This window comes from Halomicrococcus gelatinilyticus, assembly GCA_024227995.1.
GTDB classification, from domain to species: Archaea; Halobacteriota; Halobacteria; order Halobacteriales; family Haladaptataceae; genus Halomicrococcus; species Halomicrococcus gelatinilyticus.
Map to the genome: position 1 here is coordinate 501,396 of CP100465.1, position 17,241 is coordinate 518,636.

A 17,241-nucleotide genomic window follows, 5' to 3' on the forward strand; every position below is an offset into this window, starting at 1 on the left:
CCTTACGCTCGGAGACGCTCGCTGATCTTCGTCTCCAGGTCCTCGCGGAGTTCCTCGACCTCGACCTCCTCGAGGACGGGAACGAAGAACCCTTCGACGAGCATGTTCTTCGCGCTCTCGTCGTCGACGCCGCGGGAGGTCATGTAGAACAGGTCCTCCCTGTCGATCTGGCCGACCGTCGCGGAGTGGCTGGCCTCGGTGTCGTGGTTGTTGATGATGAGCTTCGGCGAGGCGTCGGCCTCGCTGTCGTCCGAGAGCATCAGCGTGTTCTCGCGCTGGTAGGAGTTGGTGTCCCACGCCTCGGTGCCGACGTCCTGGACGCCCTCGTACACCGAGCGAGCGGTGTCGGAGAGGACGCCGCGGGTGACGAGGTCGGCCGTCGTGTGGGCCGCCTGGTGCCAGACGCGCGCCGCGATGTCGAAGTGCTGGTCGTCGTGGCCGAAGAACGCACCGACGGTCTTGGTCTCCGAGCCCTCGCCGTCGAGGTCGGTCTCGACGCTGGACTTGGTGAGCCGCGAGCCGAGGTTGCCCTCGACCCAGTTGACCGTCGCGTAGTCGGCGGTCGACCCGCGCTTGAGCGTGTAGTTGTACGTGTCCTCGTCGAGTTCCTGCAGCGAGCCGTACTGGACGTGGCTGTTCTCGCCGGCGGCGACCTCGACGAGGCCGCTGTAGTAGCGCTCGCCCTCGACGTCCTCACCAGAGGACTGCCGTTCGAGGATGGTGACCGACGAGGACTGCTCGGTGACGACGAGCGTGTAGTTGAACAGCGACTGGCTGTTCATCGTCGTCCGGATGGTGACGTCCTCGGCGTCGACGCCCTCGGGGACGTAGACGAGCGTCCCCGTGCTGAACAGCGCCGTCGAGAGCGCGGTGAGGTAGTTCTCCTGCGGGTCGAGGACGGTACCGAACTGCTCGCGGACGACGTCCTCGTACTCGTCGAGGGCGTCTGCGATGGGCAGCACCTCGACCTCGTCGGGACCGACCTGGTCCTTCTCCTCGGCCGCGTTCAGCGGGTCGACGAAGTCCTCGTAGTCGAGTGCGTCGAGGTTCGTCCAGTCGCGGCCGGGCGTCCGGATGACCTCGGGCATGTCGAGGTCGTCGAGCGCGTCGAGCGCGTCGAGACGCGCCTCCAGTAGCCACTCCGGTTCGTCCAGTTCGTCCGAGATCTGGCGGACGGTCTCCTCCGAGATGGTTCGGTGTACCTGCGTGCTCATCCGAGGCTTCCCTCCATTTCGAGTTCGATGAGGCGGTTGAGTTCGACCGCGTACTCGATAGGCAGTTCCTCCGTGATGGGTTCGATGAACCCGGAGACGATCATCTGCTTCGCGTCGTCGTCGTCGAGACCGCGCGACTGGAGGTAGAACACGTCCTCGTCGCCGATCTTGCCGACGGTCGCCTCGTGAGCGACGTCGACGCGGTCCTCGTTGATCTCCATGTACGGCATCGTGTCCGAGGTGGACTCGTTGTCGAACATGAGCGCGTCACACTCGACCGACGTCGAGGAGTCCACCGCGCCGTCGCTGATGTGGACGAGGCCGCGGTAGTTGGTGCGGCCGCCGTCCTTGCTGATGGACTTCGACTCGATTGTCGAGTTCGTCTTCGGCGCGTTGTGGTACACCTTCGCGCCGGTGTCGATGTTCTGGCCCTCGCCGGCGAAGGCGATGGAGATCTGGTTGGCGCTGGCGCCGCGGCCCTTCAGCACCGAGCAGGGGTACAGCATCGTCGCCTTCGACCCCATGCTGCCGGAGACCCACTCCATGCGGCCGCCAGCCTCGACGAGCGCGCGCTTCGTGTTGAGGTTGTAGGTGTTCTTCGACCAGTTCTGCACCGTCGAGTACTGGACGTGGGCGTCCTCGCCGACGAACACCTCGACGCCGCCGGAGTGGAGGTTGTGGCTGCCGTACTTCGGCGCGGAACAGCCCTCGATGTAGTGAACCTCGCTGCCGGGTTCGGCGATGATGAGGGTGTGCTCGAACTGGCCCATGCCCTCGGAGTTCATGCGGAAGTACGCCTGCACCGGCATCTCGACCGTGACGTCCTCGGGGACGTACACGAACGAGCCACCGGACCAGACCGCGCCGTGTAGCGCCGCGAACTTGTTGTCCGACGGCGGCACGCAGGAGGTCATGAAGTACTCCTTCACGAGGTCGGGGTGCTCCTGGACGGCCTCGTCCATGTTCATGAAGACGACCCCTTTCTCCTCCCACTGCTCCTGCATGTTCTGGTAGACGACCTCGGACTCGTACTGGGCACCGACGCCGGAGAGCGCCTTGCGCTCGGCCTCCGGGATGCCGAGCTTCTCGAAGGTGTCCTGGATGTCCTCGGGGAGGTCGTCCCAGCTGTCGGCCCCTTCGCGCTTGTCGACGTCGGGGCGGATGTATGGGACGATCTCCTCGATGTCGAGTTCGGTGAGGTCGGGCTGGCCGGGCCAGTCCGTCGGCAGCGGCATGTTCTGGTAGTGCTCGAGCGCGCGGAGGCGCCGGTCGAGCATCCACTCGGGTTCGTCCTTGTCCTCGCTGATGAGGCGAACGACCTCCTCGGTCAGGCCCTTGCCGGACCGGACCGCTGCCTGCTCCTCTTTCTTGAACTCGAACCGTTCCTCGGTGTCTGTCTCTTTGAGATGGTCCTGATCTGAACTCATGGTTTTATGCTGTCTGGTAAACTTCGTCGCGCACCCAGTCGTACCCCTTGTCCTCGAGCTTCTCGGCGAGTTCCGCGCCGCCGCTCATGGCGATCTCGCCGTCGAGCATGATGTGGACGTGGTCGGGTTCGACGTAGTCGAGGATGCGCTGGTAGTGCGTGATCTGGAGGATGCCGGTGCCTTGCTCGTCGCGCAGGGCGTTGATGCCCTTCGAGACGTCCTGTAGCCGGTCGATGTCCAGACCAGAGTCGATCTCGTCGAGCACCGCAACGCTCGGTTCGAGGATGGCGGCCTGCAGCACCTCGTTCTGCTTCTTCTCGCCGCCGGAGAAGCCGGCGTTGAGGTAGCGCTGGGCGAACTTCTCGTCCATGTCCAGCTGCTCCATCTTCTCCTGGAGGATCCCCTGGAACTCGGCGACGCCGACCTCGCCCTCGTCGGCGGGTCCCTCCATCGGGCTCGTGTCGTAACCGGCTTCCTCCGCTTCCTCCTCGTCGCCCTCCTCGCCCTCGAAGAGCTCCTCGCGCTCCTCGAGCTTCGCGTTGAGCGCGGTCCGGAGGAAGTTCGCCATCGTGACGCCCTCGATCTCCGCCGGGTACTGGAAACCGAGGAAGACGCCGAGCGCCGCGCGCTCGTTCGGCTCCATCTCCAGCAGGTTCCAGGTTCGTTGCTCCGGTTCGACGTCGTCTTCGAGGTCCTTGTCGTCGAGGTGGACGAGAATCTCGCCGTCGGTCACCTCGTAGGCTGGGTGGCCGGCGACGACCTTCGCCGTCGTCGACTTCCCGCTCCCGTTCGGTCCCATCAGGGCGTGAATCTCCCCCGAGGAGACCTCGAGGTCGACCCCGTTGAGAATCTTCTCGTCTTCCTCTACGACCTCTGCGTGGACGTTTTTGAGTTCGAGTGTTGCCATCGTTAGGTTCACCTAAGTCGTTCGAATGATGGGGCGGTCGTCCCATAACAGTTTCGCAAGCGTCTGCAAACGGTTTCCGCTACGTGAAACTTTGTTCCCGAAAGGGAAAATCCCGTGGGTCCGGACGGACGCTTCGCGCGTCCGGGTGCTACATGAAACTGCCGAGGCCGGTCTGCTCCTGCCCGCTCTTCACTTCCTCCCAGGAGACGTCGAGCGCCGCCAGCACGCGCTCGATGGGACCCTTCAGCGTCCGGTCGAGCATCTTGTCCCAGTTCACCTCGAACTCTTCGGGCACCTGGTCGGCGTACTCGAAGCAGATGACGTCCTGTCCCTCCTTGAACTCGCGGTACAGCGGGTCCGCCTGGGGGTCGAGCCCCTGCTCGCGCTCCACGCGCTCGAAGAACGCGGGGTGGACCTTCTCCAGGTAGAGGCGCTTGGGCTTGCTCCCGCGCTGGAAGTTGGTGCCGAGCAGGAGGTTGGCGTACTTCGCCCCCCGGACCTGCGCGGTGTCGGTGTCGTAGTTGTCGAGGCGCTTCCCGATGCCGCCGGGGACGGCGACGTCCTCCAGGTCGACCTCGCCGGCCTGGAACCGCTCGATGATGTCGTGGACGTACTCCTCGACGTCGTCGAGGTCCTCCCCGGTGACGATCATCTCGATGACCTCGCGCTGGACCTCCTTCGTGATGGGCGCGATGTCGCTGCGCTTGGACTCGAAGCCGGTGATGTCGATGTCGTCGACGTCCTTGCCCTCCTTCCAGACGATGTGGCCGGCGTAGCGCTTCTTCTTGCCTGCCTGGAAGAACCGGCGGTAGAGCTTCTCGAACTCGATCTGGAAGCGGTGGTCGTCCGCGTTCAGTTCCTCGCTCGCGAACTCGTCGTACCGGGCGTTGATGTGGTCCTCGATCTCGAACGACTGCTCGATGGCATCCTCCGTCGAGAACTCGGGGCCGAGTTCGAGCATGACGGAGTCGGTGTCGCCGTAGGCGACGTTGTACCCGAGTTCGCTGGCCGCCGTCTCGGTGAACTCGATGACCTCGCGGCCCGTCGCGGTGATTGCCGCGCCCATCGTCTTGTCGTAGAGGCGGAACCGCTCCCAGCCCAGCACGCCGTACAGGCTGTTCATGATGACCTTCACCGCGGACTGCTGGCGGTCGTAGGTCTCGTACTCGGGCGTGCCGGGTTCGTGCTCGTTGCGGAGCGTCTTCTTCTCCTCGCGCTCGGACAGCGTCTCGTTGATGATCTCGCGCACGATGCCGTCCGGTTCCTTCCGGAAGTGGGTGCCGTTGGGCGCGACGTACGTCTCGCCGTCGTACTCCTCTGGGTCGACCGACGTCTCCGGCGAGAGGTTGATGGTCGCCATCGACATCGGGTACAGCGACTTCAGGTCGAGCACGGTGACGTTCTCCCTGACGCCGGTGATGGGGTCGAACACCGCGCCGCCCTCGTAGTCCTCGCTCTCGACCTGGCCCTTCGACGGGAGCGCGAACTGGCCGTGGGCCTTGTGGAGGACGTAGACGTCCACCGCGTCGCCGGGCGTCGTCGCGTCCTCCAGCTTGCAGCCGACGAACGACGCGACTTCTTTCCAGAACGAGACGATGTCCTGCTTGCGGTCGATCTCGACGCAGAGCTCGACGTCGCGAACGTTGTACTCCAGCAGTCGCTCGGGGTCGTTCTCCCAGAGGTCGCCGATGTCGCCCGCGTAGCGCTCCTTGCCGACGTCGAGTTCCATCTCGCCGACGGCGTCGAGTCGATAGGACTCCAGTTCGGAGAACTGCATCCGCTTGTAGGCGTACAGCAGGTCGAAGACGACCCGTCCTTTCACTGTTGGCCCGCCCCAGTCGCTGCGCCAGACCTCGTCGACGCGCGAGAGCCGCGAGGAGTCGAGGTCGTGGTCGTGGAACGGCCCGGCGAGTTCGTCGAGGCGGTCGAGGAAGTACGGCGCGTCGAAGTCCTCGAAGTTCCACCCGGTGAGGACGTCGGGGTCGGTGTCGTCGACGTAGTCGAGGAACGCCGCCAGCATCGCCTCCTCCTCGTCGAAGACGCGCACGTCGACCTCGGTGTCCTCGCGGTACGGGTCGTAGTCGACGAGGTCCTCGGGCGCACCGGTCGTCGCGTCGGGGGCGTCGTACAGCCACGCGACGTACTCGTCGCGGTAGGAGTCGTGGCTGGTGAGACAGACGATGGGCTCCTCGCCGTCCTCGGGGAATCCGGACCGGTCGTCGACCTCGATGTCGAACGTGTTCACCCGCAGATCGGCGTCGACCTCGGCAGCTTCGACTTCCTCGTGGTGGACGACGACGTCCCCCTCGTCGCGCCGGCGCTCGGGGAGGCGCACGCCGCTCTTGATGTCCTTGTCGATGAGGAAGCGGTTGGGGAACAGGATGTCGGCCTCGTAGTGGTCGAACCGGTCGCGGACGTTCCCGACGTCCCGTGGCGTCTTGCCGAATATCCTGGTCAGCTTCGTCCCGCGGATGCTCTCGTAGCGGTCGCCGTCCTCGTCGGTCTCCTCGAAGCCCGTGATGCGGTCGTCGTCGAGTTTGTCGTCGTCGAGCGTGTTCGTGGGCGCGTAGAAGTACGGCCGGAACCCGACGACCCGGACGTGTTCGAGTTCGTTGTCGCGCGTGCGGCCGAAGACGTGGATGATGGGCTCCTCGTCCTCGCCGCTCCCCTCGACGGTGTAGTCGACCTGCGTCACCGCGAGTTCGAGCGTCCCCTGCGGGTCGGGGAGCCAGTCGGTGTCCACGTCGACGTGGGCGTCCGCCGTCTGTCCGCCCCGGCCGGCGATGGCTCGCGCTTCCGCTTCGGGACGGTCCTCGTCCGCGTCCCCGAAGTCGTCGAGCCCGGATTGAGTCATGTCGGGGATTTTGGCGCTTCCCGGTAAAAACCCTCCCGTTCGCGCCGGTCCCCCAGGCCGCGAGCCTCGTCCGTGACGGGCGGACGTGCCCGCCTGACCCACCCGAGCGTTCAAATACCGGGACGCGACCACGCCACCACATGCTCGCCGTCGCCGGAGGCAAAGGGGGTTGTGGCAAGACGACGACGACGCTGGGGCTGGCGACCGCCCTCGCCGCGACCGGCCGCTCCGTGCTCGCGGTCGACGCCGACCGCGAGATGCCGGACCTGCACGTCCTCGCCGACGTCGCCCAGGAGCCGAACCTCGCGGACCTCGCGCCGGAGAGCGGCGACCCGCTCCCCGCGAGCGAGGTCGCGCACCCGCTGCCGGACCGACCGGGCGTCCGGGTCGTCCCGGCCGCCCCGTCGGCGGGGTCGGGGGCGACGCTCCCGACCGCCTGCGCGCGATTCGACGCCGCCGCGGACCGCGTGCTGCTCGACTGCCCCGCGGGCGGTGGCGAGGCCGCGGCGGCAGCGCTACGGGTCGCCGACCGCGCGTTGCTCGTCTCGACGCCGACGCTGGCGTGTCTCCGGGACGCCGCGACGACGGCGGCGATGGCCCGGGCGCTCGGCGCGACGGTGGTCGGGGCGGTGCTCACTCGCGCCGAACGCGTGCCGGACGGCGTCGAGCGACTGCTCGGCTGTCCGGTGCTGGCGACGGTCCCAGCAGTCGACCGCTCGGCCGGCACGGCGACGCCCGTACTCGGCGACGACGCCGTCTCGGCGGCGTACGACCGCGTCGCTGCGACGCTACTGTCCAAACATTTATGAACTCGTTCCGACTCGTGAAACGTATGGCGAACAGACTCACGACTGGCATCCCCGTCCTTGACAGAAAGTTGAACGGTGGGGTGCCGCCCGGGAGCACCGTCGCGCTCTCGGCCCCGCCGGCCAGCCAGTCGGAGCTGTTGCTGTACGAACTGAGCGCCGCCCGGCCGACGCTGTACGTGACGACCGACCGCGACGAGGCGGCGGTCCGGTCCGCCTTCGAGCGCGCGCCCGGTCGGCCCGGGATGCCGGAGGTGCGCTACGTCCCCACCGACGCCCCGCTGGAGCACGCGCGCCAACTGTTCCAGCGCCTCCCGGACGACTCGACGTTCGTCGTCGACCCGGTGGACCTGCTGGAACGCCAGGACGAGACCCGCTACCGCAACTTCCTCCACGACCTCCAGCACCACGTCCAGTCGACCGACAGCCTGGCCGTGCTGCACTGCCTCGACGGCCGGAGCGTCCCCGACCTGCGGGACCTGACCGAGCACGTCGCCGACGTCGTGTTCCAGTTGCACACCGAGGTCACCGGCGACACGGTGGAGAACCGCCTCGCGGTGCCGAAGTTCCGCGGCGGGCGCGCGCTCCCCGAGACCATCAAGCTGGAACTCGCCGAGAGCGTCACCATCGACACCAGCCGGGACATCGCCTGACCCGACCACCGTTCTCGCCGTCGCCGCCGCGAGCGTCACCATCGACACCAGCCGGGACATCGCCTGACCCGACCACCGTTCTCGCCGTCGCCGCCGCGAGCCACCGACGCGAAGGTCGACGCCCGTCCGAGAGCGCAAGCGCCAAGTCGGAACGACCGGAATCGAGAGACGAGACATGTACGAGGCCGTCCACGCTACCCCCGACGGGGACAGCACCGTCGCCCGACAGGCGGCCACGGCGGCCGAGTACGGCTTCGACGGCGTCGTCGTCAGGAACCACAGCGACGCGCGCGCCGACTACGACGCAGACCGAATCGCTGACGAGTCCGGCATCGACGTCGTCGCGGGCGTCGAGATCCGGGCCGACGACCGCTCGCGCGCCAGCGGCCACGTCGGCAACTTCCGCCCGAAGACGACCGTCCTGCTGCTGCACGGCGGGGCGAACGACCTGAACCGGTTCGCCGTCGAGTCCGACCGCGTGGACGTGCTCGCCCACCCGATGCGCGGGCAGGGCGACTTCAACCACGTCCTCGCGAAGGCAGCGGCGGACAACGGCGTCCGCGTCGAGTTCGACCTCTCGCGGGTGCTGCGGAAGGACGGCGGGCCGCGCGTGCAGGCGCTCCAGGACCTCCGCAAGCTCCGCGAGCTCGTCGAGAAGTACGACGCCCCGTACGTCGTCAGCGCCCGACCGAACTCCCACCTCCAGTTGCGCGCGCCGCGCGAACTGCTCGCCGTCGGGGAGACGGTCGGCTTCTCGCGAGACCAGGTCGAGACGGGGCTCCGGGAGTGGGGACGGCTCGCCGAACGCAACCGGGAACGGCAGTCCGACGCGTTCATTGGCCCGGGCGTGAAACGGGGCCGGTATGAAGAGGACGATTGAGGAGCACGCCGCACGGTTCGACGAAGTCGCCGGCGAGTACGACGACAGCCAGAACGACACGGACGAGTATCGCGCCTGCGTGAGCCTCGTCGTCGAGCACGCCGACCCGGAGAGCGACGACGTGGTCGCCGACCTCGGTACCGGGACCGGCGCCATCGCGCTGTCGCTCGCCGACGACGCCGGACGGGTCGTCGGTCGCGACATCAGCGAGGGGATGATGGAGCAGGCTCGCGAGAAGGCAGCGGCGCAGGGCATCGGCAACGTCGAGTTCGGCGAGGGTCGCTTCCGCGAACCGAACGTCGACGAGGCGGACGTCGTCGTCTCGAACTTCGCGATGCACCACCTCAGCGACCAGGAGAAGCGCGAGGCCATCGAGGCCATCGCCGACCTCGATCCGCGGCGGTTCGTCCTCGGCGACGTGATGTTCTTCGGGACGCCCGACCCCGACGAGCCGTTCTACAGCCCGGAGGTCGACGACCCCTCCACCGTGGGCCACCTCGCCGACGCCCTCACAGACGCGGGGTTTGCGCTGACGGCCGTCGAGCGCGTCCACGACCAGGTCGGCGTGCTGGTCGCCGAGCAAGTTCGATAGCGCATCATTCAAGCCAGTACCCGACGAACGACTCCCGAGGATGAGACACCTCCCGAAGCACCTGCGGCCGCGCTGGCGCTACCTCGCGGTCGGCCTCGAAGCCTGGCCCGACGCCGACCTGAACCGCCGCGCGTTCCAGCGCAGCATCTGGTTCGCGGCACAGAACCTGCTCGGCGACGCCGGGAGCGCCGACGCCGACCTCTCCGTCCTCGATTTCACCTTCGCCGACGGCGAGGGCGAGGCCGTCGTTCGCGCCCGTCACGGGCACGTCGAGGCGGCTCGCGCCGCGCTGGCCTGCGTCGACGAGGTGGCCGGTGACCCCGTGGGCCTGCACGTCCGGGGCATAAGCGGTACGATACGGGGTTGTGAAGAAAAGTATTTAGGTCGCCGCAGGGAACTTTCGGGGGAGAGAAGCGTCGTGTTTGCGGACGCCGAACGTGTCGCAGTCGAGCGCGACGGTCTCATCGACGTGCGGCACGATGGGGCGTTCGCGGGCGCGACGGAACTCGATTTCGAGTGATACTATGCAGGGACAAGCCCAACAGCAAGCGTACGACCGCGGGATCACGATCTTTTCGCCTGACGGGCGACTCTATCAGGTCGAATACGCCCGCGAGGCGGTAAAGCGAGGCACGCCGTGCATCGGCGTTCGGACCAGCGACGGCGTGGTCCTCACGGTGGACAAGTACATCCGGTCGGAGCTGATGGAGCGCGAGAGCATCGAAAAGCTCCACAAGGTCGACGACCACATCGGCATCGCGAGCGCCGGCCACGTGGCCGACGCCCGCCAGCTGATCGACTTCGCGCGCCAGCAGGCCCAGGTCAACCGCCTGCGCTACGGCGAGCCGGTTGGCGTCGAGACGCTGACCAAGCAGGTCACCGACCACATGCAACAGTACACGCAGGTCGGCGGCGCACGGCCGTTCGGCGCGGCGCTGCTCATCGGCGGTATCGACGACGGCGAACCCCGTCTCTACGAGACGGACCCGAGCGGCACCCCCAACGAGTGGAAGGCCAACGCCATCGGCGCCGACCGCAGCGACATCCAGGACTACCTCGAAGAGAACTACACCGAGGACCTGGACCTCGAAGCCGGCATCACGCTCTCGCTCGAAGCGCTGGCCCAGACGAAGGAGGACGGCCTCGACCCCGAGGGCGTCTCGATGTCGACCATCGACGTCGAGACCGAGCGCTACGAGCGTCTCGAGACCGACGAGCTCGCCTCGTACGTAGAGGAGCTCGACCTGCTCCCGGACGAGGAAGAATAGGGCGTCCCTCTTTTCGCCTGCGGTTTCGACGACCACGGCGAGCAGCGGCGGTACCGTCGCGATCCGCTGTCCGTCTCAGTTTCGACGCAGCTACGACAGGCCGACCGGCGATTCCGACGCCGTCAGTTGGTCCTGATGCCGAGCGCCGAGTAGAGGCCGCACGTGCCGGTCGCGCCCGTCGCCAGCAGCACGAGGGAGGCGATGCCGAGGATGGGCGAGAGTATCTCGTTGGCCGACACGTAGTCGCCGAGGATGGCGAGCGAGGCGATGCCCAGCAGGGCGCCGACAGCGATGCGAGCGAGCTTGTCAGTCTGGCCGACGTTCTGTTCCATACGACGGACTTCGTCGCGACCGCACAAGAATCTTCGCCCGTCGTCGTTTGGGCCGCAGGAAGGCCCAGTCCGCGATCGTCCGTCCGACTTCACAGTGTCGTCGTTCCGAGAGGTTCCGCGTGATGTAAGCGACCGTCGACACCAGAGCGGCGGTGTCGAACGACTCACCGCGACCGACCGGGAACGACTGTATTGATAGCCCTGGACGACCACGTCTCTAGCATGTACGAATCGGTGGTGTTCGACGTCGACGGCGTGTTGCTGCGGCCGCACGCCGACCACCCGGACGTGTACCGCGACGCGGTCGTGACGGCGTTCCAGTCGTTCGACGTCACCCCGCCCGCGTCCGACGTCGAGGCGTTCTTCGGCGGGGCGAGCAAGTCGCTCGACTCGATGCGACAGGTGTGCGAGCGCCACGGCGTCGACTTCGAGTCGTTCTGGCCGAAGCGCGAGCGCGAATCCGCGAACCTCCAGCGGCGGATGATGGAGCGCCGCGAGCGCGACCTCTACGACGACTGCGCGGTCGTCGCGACGCTCGCGGAGACGCACGACCTCGGCCTGGTCTCCAACAACCAGCACGCGACCGTCGAGTTCATGGTCGACCACTTCGGCCTCGACGACCACTTCGAGACGGCGTACGGCCGAAGCCCGACCATCGAGGGCTACCGGCGGACGAAGCCGGACACCCACTACATCGAGCGGGCGCTCGAGGACCTCGGCACCCGGTCCGCGCTCTACGTCGGCGACAGCGCGAGCGACGTCGTCGCGGCCCACCGGGCGGGCCTCGACTCGGCGTTCGTCTGGCGCGACCACCGCAACGACTACGAACTGTCCGAAGAGCCGACGCACGAGATCGACCGCCTGACCCAACTCGCGGATCTGGTCGCGGACGGATAGGGAGCTACCGACGAGCGAACCCGTCGAACGGCCTGGCTGTCGGTGCGGCCACGCACCGATTCGATACAGAGATCGTCGGTACGAGGAGTTCGATGACCCGAGAACGCCGGTTCTGAACGTGTCAGGTTCCTTCGACCAGTTCGGGAAACACCTTTTAGGCGTGCGGAACTATCCCCCGGTATGATTTCACTTGAGGACGCGGTCACCGCCCGCCTCGAATCTCACGGCGAGCGATTCGAGGTGCTCGTCGACCCGGACGCGGCGCTCGCCATCAAGCGCGGCGAGTTCGACGGCGAACTGGAGGACGTCATCGCCGCGGAGGACGTGTTCGAGAACGCCAGCCGCGGTGACCGACCGGCCGAGACCGCACTCGAAGAGGTGTTCGAGACGACCGAACCGCTGGAGATCATCCCCGAGGTCATCCGGGAGGGAGAGATCCAGATCACGGCCGAGCAGCGCAAGGAGATGCAGGAGCAGAAACACCGGAAGCTCGTCGACCGCATCACGCGCAACGCGGTCAATCCGCAGATGGACAACGCGCCACACCCGCCGGAACGCATCGAGAGCGCGCTGGAGGAGGCCGACTTCAGCGTCGACCCCATGGAACCCGTCAGCCAGCAGGTCGACGAGGCCCTCGAAGCCCTGCGGCCCGTCATCCCCATCCGCTTCGAGGAGGTCACCATCGCGGTGCAGGTACCGCCGGACTACGCCGGTAGCGCGCAGTCGAAGATCCGCCAGTTCGGCGACCTCGAACGCGAGGAGTGGCAGAACGACGGCTCCTGGGTCGGCGTGCTGACGTTCCCCGCGGGGATGCAGAACGAGTTCTACGACACGGTGAACGAACTCTCCAGCGGCGAGGCCGAGACGCGCATCATCAAGGACGAGGACGACCTGAAGACGCGGTAGTCGGCGGACCATCCTGCGGAAGCGGTCCGCGGGCTGGTAATCGCCGTCGTGGTCGATTCTTCCCGGCTTCTCGACGGGCGCGACGTCGAGACCCTGGTCCACGGTCTCGGCGTTCGGTTACGGGAGGCGAAAACGTGAGTGGCAATCAGTGCGAGTGGCCGGTCGCCTGCTCGAAGCTGATGCCCAGTCGCTCCTCGAACTGCTCGCGGGCCCGCTCCTCGATGCTCTCCAGTTCGGGGTCGACCTCGCCCTGCGCGTGGTGGACCGCGCCGTGGACCTGCTGGACGAGGGAGATGAGCGCCATGTCGCCGACGACCGTCGGCCTGGTGTCGTCCTCCTCCTGGAGCAACTCGACGAGGCCGGACGGGAGTTCGAGGTCGTCGCTGTCGCCGTCGGGGCCTTCGATGGTGTACGTGACAGTATCGTCTGTCATGGCGTCGACTTCGGCGGCCGTACTTAAGGGTCTGTGGGAACCGAACGAGCGGGTCGTCGTCGAGGAGTGAAGACCGAACCGCAAAAAGCGAAGCCCGCGAGCGGGAGTCCGCCGTCAGTCGTCGGAGGCGGCCGCGCCTTCCTGGGCGGCGGCTGTCTCGCCCTGTTCGGCCGATTCGAGGTAGTCGTCGGCGTCGATCGCCGCCTTGGCACCCATGCCGGCGGCGGTGACGGCCTGCTGGTAGTGGTAGTCGACGACGTCGCCGGCGCCGAAGATGCCGGGGACGTCGGTCTCCGTCTGGCCGCCGCCCTTGCCGCCGTGGGTGACGACGTAGCCGTCCTCGTCGAGGTCGACGCCCGTGTCCTGGAGGTAGCCCGTGTTCGGCGTGTGGCCGATGGCGATGAACACCGCGCCCACGTCGAAGTCGAACTCCTCGGTCTCGGGGTCGTCGCGCTTCTCGGAGGGGTGGCCCTCGGGATTGCGGACCATGGTGACGTCGTCGACGCCGTCCTCGGGCGTGCCGTTGATCTCGACGACCTCTGTGTTCTTCATGATCTCGACCTCGTCCTCCTCGACCTTCTGCTGGATGCGGTCCTGCCAGTAGTCCTCCGCGCGGAACTCCTCGCGGCGGTGGACGATGTACACCTTCTCCGCGAACTTCGTCAGGAAGTTGGCCTCCTCGAATGCGGCGTCGCCGCCGCCGACGACGATCATCTCCTCGCCGCGGAAGAACGCGCCGTCGCAGGTGGCGCAGGTGGACACGCCGTAGCCCATCAGTTCGTCCTCGCCGGGGATGGAGAGCGTGCGCGCGCTCGCGCCGCTGGCGGCGATGAGCGCGTCGGTGGTGTAGACGTCGCCGTTCGAGAGTTCGACGCGGAACGGTCGCGAGGAGTCGTCGACGTCCTCGATGATGCCGTTCTGGACCTCGGCACCGAACCGTTCGGCCTGCTCCTGCATGTTGTTGATGAGGTCCGGTCCGCTGATGCCGTCCGGGAAGCCGGGGTAGTTCTCGACGTCGGTGGTGAGCGTGAGCTGGCCGCCGGGCTCGTCGCCCTGGAGCACCAGCGGCTCGTTGTTCGCGCGGGCGGCGTAGATGGCGGCCGTCAGCCCCGCGATACCGCTGCCGGAGACGATGAGCCGCCGGTGCTCGGGCTCGGTACCGCCGTCGGCCGCGAGGCGGCCGAGCTTCTGGTCGAGTTCGCCGGTCTCGTCCATCGCGCAGGTGTGCTCCCAGCCGCCGATGAACTCGTCGTTCACGAACACCTCCGGCGCGGTCGTGCGACCGTTCGCGCGCTCGACCATCTCCTCGAACAGTTCCTCGTCGCCCGTCACGTTGTGGGTCTCGTACTCGACGCCCTTCTCGTCGAAGAGGTCCTTCGCCTTCTCACAGTACGGACACACATCTTTGGTGTATATCTCGACGCGCGGCTGTTCGCTCATGCTACAATATCATTCGTGGCGAGGTATTTACCTTGCGTTGTCCCGGCAGGTTTCAGGGATTTCTGTGCCACGTCGAACCACTGCAGAGTGCCGTTCCAGCATTTCTCTCCGGGTCTGGCGTGGTATCGAGTCACGGGGTTACCGGGGCGAAACGGCACGGGGCGTCGACCGTCGACGGCCGACGTCCGCTCTCGAAGCGCTTAGGGCCGTGGTCGTTCTCGACCCGGTATGGGCGCCGACCTCGAGGAGAAGACCGACCGGTACGAGCGACTGCTCGCCGAAGCGCTGGACGCCGCGACCGTCGCGCCACCCGCGGACACCCCGATGGGCGAGGCGGCAGCCGACTGCCGCGAGATGGCCGAATCGTACCTCGACGACGGCCGTCACTTCCGCGACGAGGACGACCTCGTGAACGCGCTGGCCTCGTTCTCCTACGGTCACGCCTGGCTCGACGCCGGTGCGCGCGTCGGGCTGTTCGAGGTCCCCACCGATGGCCACCTGTTCACCGTCTGACCGCGACGGCAGCGTCGCTACACGCCAGCGGTTCGCTCACGGGGCGATGCGCTTACGGTCCAAGGCGATGTGGATGGGAACCGATGGAGGCGGTCCTGTGGTACGTGCTCACCGGCACCCGTGGCGGTGCCAACCGCCTGCGGCTGCTCCGCGCACTGGACGAACGGCCACGGAACGCCAATCAGATCGCGAACGACCTGGACCTCGACTACAAGACGGTTCGTCACCACCTCGACGTCCTGGTGGAGAACGGAATCGTCGAGAGCAGCGGCGACGAGTACGGCGCGGTGTACTTCCTCACCGACGAGACCCGGGACCACTGGGAGACGGTGGCGGAGATAACGGCGGAGGTGGACTGACGTGCTCTGGCTAGACATCGCACGCGTCGCCACGACGGTGAACGTCCTCCTGCTGGTCGGACTGACCTACGTCTGGCTGAACAACTACCGCCAGTTCCGCTCGAAGCACACGCTGGGTCTCTCGGTGTTCGCGCTCCTCCTGCTCGCCGAGAACGCACTGGCGCTGTACGTCTACCTCCTGCACGCCAGGCTCGTACACTGGTTCGCCACGGGAGTCCCGCCGCTGGCGTGGCGGGCGATGGTCGCGTTGCACCTGCTCGAACTCGGCGCGCTCCTGTTCCTCGCCTGGGTCACGTGGGACTGACGTTGCGGGCGGAAATCGAGGCGGCCTGACCCGTCGGGAGCGACGTGCTCCGGTGAGGATACTGGAGCGCGTGGTACTGTCAGCCACAATCCTTATCTGCTCCTCACTGCTCTGTACATCCGCAATGGCGCAAGGTACGGTGACCTTCTTCAACGACACCGGCGGTTACGGTTTCATCGAGACCGACGACGCGGACGAGGACGTCTTCTTCCACATGGAGGACGTCGGCGGCCCCGACCTCGAGGAGGGCCAGGAGGTCGAGTTCGACATCGAGCAGGCCGACAAGGGACCGCGCGCGACCAACCTCGAACGTCTGTAACCTCGAACGACTGTAATCGTCGACGTCGACCGAACGGCCGAACCCGCTCCCGACGGGGCGACGCAGTTCGACAGCCGCTGCTCCGTCACCTGATGACACCAGCAAGACTTTTCTCACTTCCCTCCGACACAGCCATCATGGTTGAGACGTACGTCCGACTTCTGTGTCCGGAGTGTGGGAAGAACTGGGAGTCGAATCCCGACGACCTCCCGTCCCACGACGAACAGTTCCACTGTCCCAACTGTCACGCGACCCGCCGGACGGCCGAGTTCACGCGTACGGAGCGCGACCTGGAGACGCTGAAACAGCTAGGCTGACGTCGACGACTTCGCCCCGCAGGCCTCGCATCGAAGCAACAGCGCACCCTGTTCTCGCTCGAGACGCGTGTCGGGGAGACCGCACTCCGAGCAGAGCACGAACCGGTCGGTGTACTCCTCGACGGCGTCGCCGATGCGGTCCTGACCGAACTCACCGGTCAGTCGCGCGCGCCCGCTCTCGTCGATGTGCGCGCTCGTGCCGAGCTCGTCCTGCAGGAACTTGAGGACGTGCTCGTCCTCGCGGTCGAGCCGGTCCAGCGTGTCCTGGAAGTTCTCGTAGACCGTGACGTTCCCCTCCTGACGGACCTCGGGGGTCGGAACGTCGAACCGCTCGCTCCCCTCTTGGATGTCCGGCGTCTGTTCCAGCGCACGGTCGAGTTGTTCGTCGTAGCCTGGCATGGGTGACCCAAAGGCCCTGGTCGTTAAAAACGTTTCAAACTGACTGGAAACGTCGCTGGCGGGACGCTACGACGCCAATACTACCAAGCCGTGTTAACGGTACTCAAGATAATAATATAACCCTGCAACTGTTACTCCAGCTTGCTTATGAAGAAGCAGGAGCTCATCCATCTTCACGGCCTGCTTGCGGAGGTCGGGAACCATTACGAGGAGACGAACGACGAATCGATTACACTCGACGAGTACAACTCCCTCGGCGTACGACCAACGTCCATCCACAAATCGAAGACCGATCACAAAGCCGCTGTTTTTGCACTGTCGAAGGCGATCACTTCTTCCATGGAAGCGACCGAGCAGGAGACGGTCGCTCCCACGGCCGACTGAGCGAGAGCGCGACGGTCCCCTGGACGTCCCGATAACC

General features: G+C 66.6%; 22 protein-coding genes. 14 read left to right on the plus strand and 8 right to left on the minus strand.

Going from position 1 to position 17,241, the window contains the following annotated elements:
* Positions 1-2 precede the first annotated feature (2 nt).
* From sufD to NKT36_RS02695, 4 genes are all read right to left on the minus strand, one after another.
* On the minus strand, positions 3-1,214 hold the full coding sequence (gene sufD, locus NKT36_RS02680) for a Fe-S cluster assembly protein SufD (RefSeq protein WP_327052404.1): 1,212 nt from the start codon (positions 1,212-1,214) through the stop codon (positions 3-5).
* Complete coding sequence (sufB, locus tag NKT36_RS02685; protein ID WP_327052405.1) at positions 1,211-2,641, minus strand: Fe-S cluster assembly protein SufB; 1,431 nt, start codon at positions 2,639-2,641, stop codon at positions 1,211-1,213. The genes sufD and sufB overlap by 4 nt, the downstream gene beginning before the upstream one ends.
* Positions 2,642-2,645: 4 nt before the next feature.
* Entirely contained in the window at positions 2,646-3,548 is a 903-nt protein-coding gene (locus NKT36_RS02690) for an ABC transporter ATP-binding protein (protein WP_327052406.1), read from the minus strand.
* A 148-nt stretch (positions 3,549-3,696) separates the two neighbouring features.
* Positions 3,697-6,402, minus strand: a complete 2,706-nt coding sequence (locus NKT36_RS02695) for a DNA-directed DNA polymerase (RefSeq protein ID WP_327052407.1) — start codon at positions 6,400-6,402, stop codon at positions 3,697-3,699.
* Positions 6,403-6,542: 140 nt separating this feature from the next.
* On the opposite strand from NKT36_RS02695, the gene NKT36_RS02700 reads away from it, so the two are divergent.
* From NKT36_RS02700 to psmA, 6 genes are all read left to right on the plus strand, one after another.
* Complete coding sequence (locus NKT36_RS02700) at positions 6,543-7,211, plus strand: MinD/ParA family ATP-binding protein (protein ID WP_327052408.1); 669 nt, start codon at positions 6,543-6,545, stop codon at positions 7,209-7,211.
* A gap of 23 nt (positions 7,212-7,234) precedes the next feature.
* Positions 7,235-7,861, plus strand: coding sequence for an RAD55 family ATPase (locus tag NKT36_RS02705; protein WP_327052409.1), 627 nt, complete (start codon positions 7,235-7,237; stop codon positions 7,859-7,861).
* Between the two features lie 175 nt (positions 7,862-8,036).
* The gene (locus NKT36_RS02710; RefSeq protein WP_327052410.1) at positions 8,037-8,741 is read left to right on the plus strand and encodes an RNase P subunit p30 family protein; all 705 of its coding nucleotides are present in this window, start codon (positions 8,037-8,039) and stop codon (positions 8,739-8,741) included.
* Positions 8,725-9,333 carry a class I SAM-dependent methyltransferase gene (locus NKT36_RS02715; protein ID WP_327052411.1) on the plus strand — a complete coding sequence of 203 codons (609 nt, stop codon included), beginning with the start codon at positions 8,725-8,727 and terminating at the stop codon, positions 9,331-9,333. The genes NKT36_RS02710 and NKT36_RS02715 overlap by 17 nt, the downstream gene beginning before the upstream one ends.
* A gap of 40 nt (positions 9,334-9,373) precedes the next feature.
* Positions 9,374-9,853: an Rpp14/Pop5 family protein gene (locus NKT36_RS02720; protein WP_327052412.1), complete on the plus strand. Its 480-nt coding sequence runs from the start codon at positions 9,374-9,376 to the stop codon at positions 9,851-9,853.
* 4 nt (positions 9,854-9,857) lie between these two features.
* The gene (gene psmA, locus NKT36_RS02725; protein ID WP_327052413.1) at positions 9,858-10,601 is read left to right on the plus strand and encodes an archaeal proteasome endopeptidase complex subunit alpha; all 744 of its coding nucleotides are present in this window, start codon (positions 9,858-9,860) and stop codon (positions 10,599-10,601) included.
* A 122-nt stretch (positions 10,602-10,723) separates the two neighbouring features.
* On the opposite strand, the gene NKT36_RS02730 is transcribed toward psmA, so the two are convergent.
* Complete coding sequence (locus NKT36_RS02730; protein WP_327052414.1) at positions 10,724-10,933, minus strand: YgaP family membrane protein; 210 nt, start codon at positions 10,931-10,933, stop codon at positions 10,724-10,726.
* Between the two features lie 222 nt (positions 10,934-11,155).
* Between NKT36_RS02730 and NKT36_RS02735 the strand changes: the two genes are divergently transcribed.
* Together NKT36_RS02735 and NKT36_RS02740 are read left to right on the plus strand one after the other, a co-directional pair.
* Entirely contained in the window at positions 11,156-11,830 is a 675-nt protein-coding gene (locus NKT36_RS02735; protein ID WP_327052415.1) for an HAD family hydrolase, read from the plus strand.
* A gap of 180 nt (positions 11,831-12,010) precedes the next feature.
* Positions 12,011-12,736, plus strand: a complete 726-nt coding sequence (locus NKT36_RS02740; RefSeq protein WP_327052416.1) for a ribosome assembly factor SBDS — start codon at positions 12,011-12,013, stop codon at positions 12,734-12,736.
* A 145-nt stretch (positions 12,737-12,881) separates the two neighbouring features.
* On the opposite strand, the gene NKT36_RS02745 is transcribed toward NKT36_RS02740, so the two are convergent.
* Positions 12,882-13,169 (minus strand): DUF7545 family protein, encoded by a 288-nt coding sequence (locus NKT36_RS02745; RefSeq protein ID WP_327052417.1) that lies wholly within the window; start codon positions 13,167-13,169, stop codon positions 12,882-12,884.
* A gap of 114 nt (positions 13,170-13,283) precedes the next feature.
* Positions 13,284-14,609 carry an FAD-dependent oxidoreductase gene (locus NKT36_RS02750; RefSeq protein ID WP_327052418.1) on the minus strand — a complete coding sequence of 442 codons (1,326 nt, stop codon included), beginning with the start codon at positions 14,607-14,609 and terminating at the stop codon, positions 13,284-13,286.
* Between the two features lie 228 nt (positions 14,610-14,837).
* Here NKT36_RS02750 and NKT36_RS02755 point away from each other — a divergent pair, with 228 nt between their 5' ends.
* The 5 genes from NKT36_RS02755 to NKT36_RS02775 all read left to right on the plus strand — a co-directional run bounded on the left by NKT36_RS02755 (position 14,838) and on the right by NKT36_RS02775 (position 16,421).
* On the plus strand, positions 14,838-15,122 hold the full coding sequence (locus NKT36_RS02755; protein WP_327052419.1) for a DUF357 domain-containing protein: 285 nt from the start codon (positions 14,838-14,840) through the stop codon (positions 15,120-15,122).
* Between the two features lie 83 nt (positions 15,123-15,205).
* Entirely contained in the window at positions 15,206-15,481 is a 276-nt protein-coding gene (locus NKT36_RS02760; RefSeq protein ID WP_327052420.1) for a winged helix-turn-helix domain-containing protein, read from the plus strand.
* Between the two features lies 1 nt (position 15,482).
* Positions 15,483-15,785, plus strand: a complete 303-nt coding sequence (locus NKT36_RS02765) for a hypothetical protein (protein ID WP_327052421.1) — start codon at positions 15,483-15,485, stop codon at positions 15,783-15,785.
* Positions 15,786-15,909: 124 nt separating this feature from the next.
* Positions 15,910-16,104 carry a cold-shock protein gene (locus tag NKT36_RS02770; protein ID WP_327052422.1) on the plus strand — a complete coding sequence of 65 codons (195 nt, stop codon included), beginning with the start codon at positions 15,910-15,912 and terminating at the stop codon, positions 16,102-16,104.
* Between the two features lie 137 nt (positions 16,105-16,241).
* The gene (locus NKT36_RS02775) at positions 16,242-16,421 is read left to right on the plus strand and encodes a DUF7836 family putative zinc-binding protein (RefSeq protein ID WP_327052423.1); all 180 of its coding nucleotides are present in this window, start codon (positions 16,242-16,244) and stop codon (positions 16,419-16,421) included.
* Here NKT36_RS02775 and NKT36_RS02780 read toward each other — a convergent pair.
* Entirely contained in the window at positions 16,413-16,820 is a 408-nt protein-coding gene (locus NKT36_RS02780; protein ID WP_327052424.1) for a translation initiation factor IF-2 subunit beta, read from the minus strand. The genes NKT36_RS02775 and NKT36_RS02780 overlap by 9 nt on opposite strands.
* 147 nt (positions 16,821-16,967) lie before the next feature.
* On the opposite strand from NKT36_RS02780, the gene NKT36_RS02785 reads away from it, so the two are divergent.
* Entirely contained in the window at positions 16,968-17,204 is a 237-nt protein-coding gene (locus NKT36_RS02785; protein WP_327052425.1) for a UPF0058 family protein, read from the plus strand.
* Positions 17,205-17,241: the final 37 nt, after the last annotated feature.

Bases quoted from the DNA above. Each gene is read 5' to 3' on its own strand.
- NKT36_RS02775 (WP_327052423.1), top strand. From the start codon at position 16,242: ATGGTTGAGACGTACGTCCGACTTCTGTGTCCGGAGTGTGGGAAGAAC.
- NKT36_RS02690 (WP_327052406.1), bottom strand. From the start codon at position 3,548: ATGGCAACACTCGAACTCAAAAACGTCCACGCAGAGGTCGTAGAGGAA.
- NKT36_RS02735 (WP_327052415.1), top strand. From the start codon at position 11,156: ATGTACGAATCGGTGGTGTTCGACGTCGACGGCGTGTTGCTGCGGCCG.
- NKT36_RS02750 (WP_327052418.1), bottom strand. From the start codon at position 14,609: ATGAGCGAACAGCCGCGCGTCGAGATATACACCAAAGATGTGTGTCCG.
- NKT36_RS02720 (WP_327052412.1), top strand. From the start codon at position 9,374: ATGAGACACCTCCCGAAGCACCTGCGGCCGCGCTGGCGCTACCTCGCG.
- NKT36_RS02780 (WP_327052424.1), bottom strand. From the start codon at position 16,820: ATGCCAGGCTACGACGAACAACTCGACCGTGCGCTGGAACAGACGCCG.
- NKT36_RS02760 (WP_327052420.1), top strand. From the start codon at position 15,206: ATGGAGGCGGTCCTGTGGTACGTGCTCACCGGCACCCGTGGCGGTGCC.
- NKT36_RS02785 (WP_327052425.1), top strand. From the start codon at position 16,968: ATGAAGAAGCAGGAGCTCATCCATCTTCACGGCCTGCTTGCGGAGGTC.
- NKT36_RS02705 (WP_327052409.1), top strand. From the start codon at position 7,235: ATGGCGAACAGACTCACGACTGGCATCCCCGTCCTTGACAGAAAGTTG.
- NKT36_RS02770 (WP_327052422.1), top strand. From the start codon at position 15,910: ATGGCGCAAGGTACGGTGACCTTCTTCAACGACACCGGCGGTTACGGT.
- psmA (WP_327052413.1), top strand. From the start codon at position 9,858: ATGCAGGGACAAGCCCAACAGCAAGCGTACGACCGCGGGATCACGATC.
- NKT36_RS02695 (WP_327052407.1), bottom strand. From the start codon at position 6,402: ATGACTCAATCCGGGCTCGACGACTTCGGGGACGCGGACGAGGACCGT.
- NKT36_RS02715 (WP_327052411.1), top strand. From the start codon at position 8,725: ATGAAGAGGACGATTGAGGAGCACGCCGCACGGTTCGACGAAGTCGCC.
- NKT36_RS02740 (WP_327052416.1), top strand. From the start codon at position 12,011: ATGATTTCACTTGAGGACGCGGTCACCGCCCGCCTCGAATCTCACGGC.
- NKT36_RS02710 (WP_327052410.1), top strand. From the start codon at position 8,037: ATGTACGAGGCCGTCCACGCTACCCCCGACGGGGACAGCACCGTCGCC.
- sufB (WP_327052405.1), bottom strand. From the start codon at position 2,641: ATGAGTTCAGATCAGGACCATCTCAAAGAGACAGACACCGAGGAACGG.
- NKT36_RS02755 (WP_327052419.1), top strand. From the start codon at position 14,838: ATGGGCGCCGACCTCGAGGAGAAGACCGACCGGTACGAGCGACTGCTC.
- NKT36_RS02730 (WP_327052414.1), bottom strand. From the start codon at position 10,933: ATGGAACAGAACGTCGGCCAGACTGACAAGCTCGCTCGCATCGCTGTC.
- NKT36_RS02745 (WP_327052417.1), bottom strand. From the start codon at position 13,169: ATGACAGACGATACTGTCACGTACACCATCGAAGGCCCCGACGGCGAC.
- sufD (WP_327052404.1), bottom strand. From the start codon at position 1,214: ATGAGCACGCAGGTACACCGAACCATCTCGGAGGAGACCGTCCGCCAG.
- NKT36_RS02700 (WP_327052408.1), top strand. From the start codon at position 6,543: ATGCTCGCCGTCGCCGGAGGCAAAGGGGGTTGTGGCAAGACGACGACG.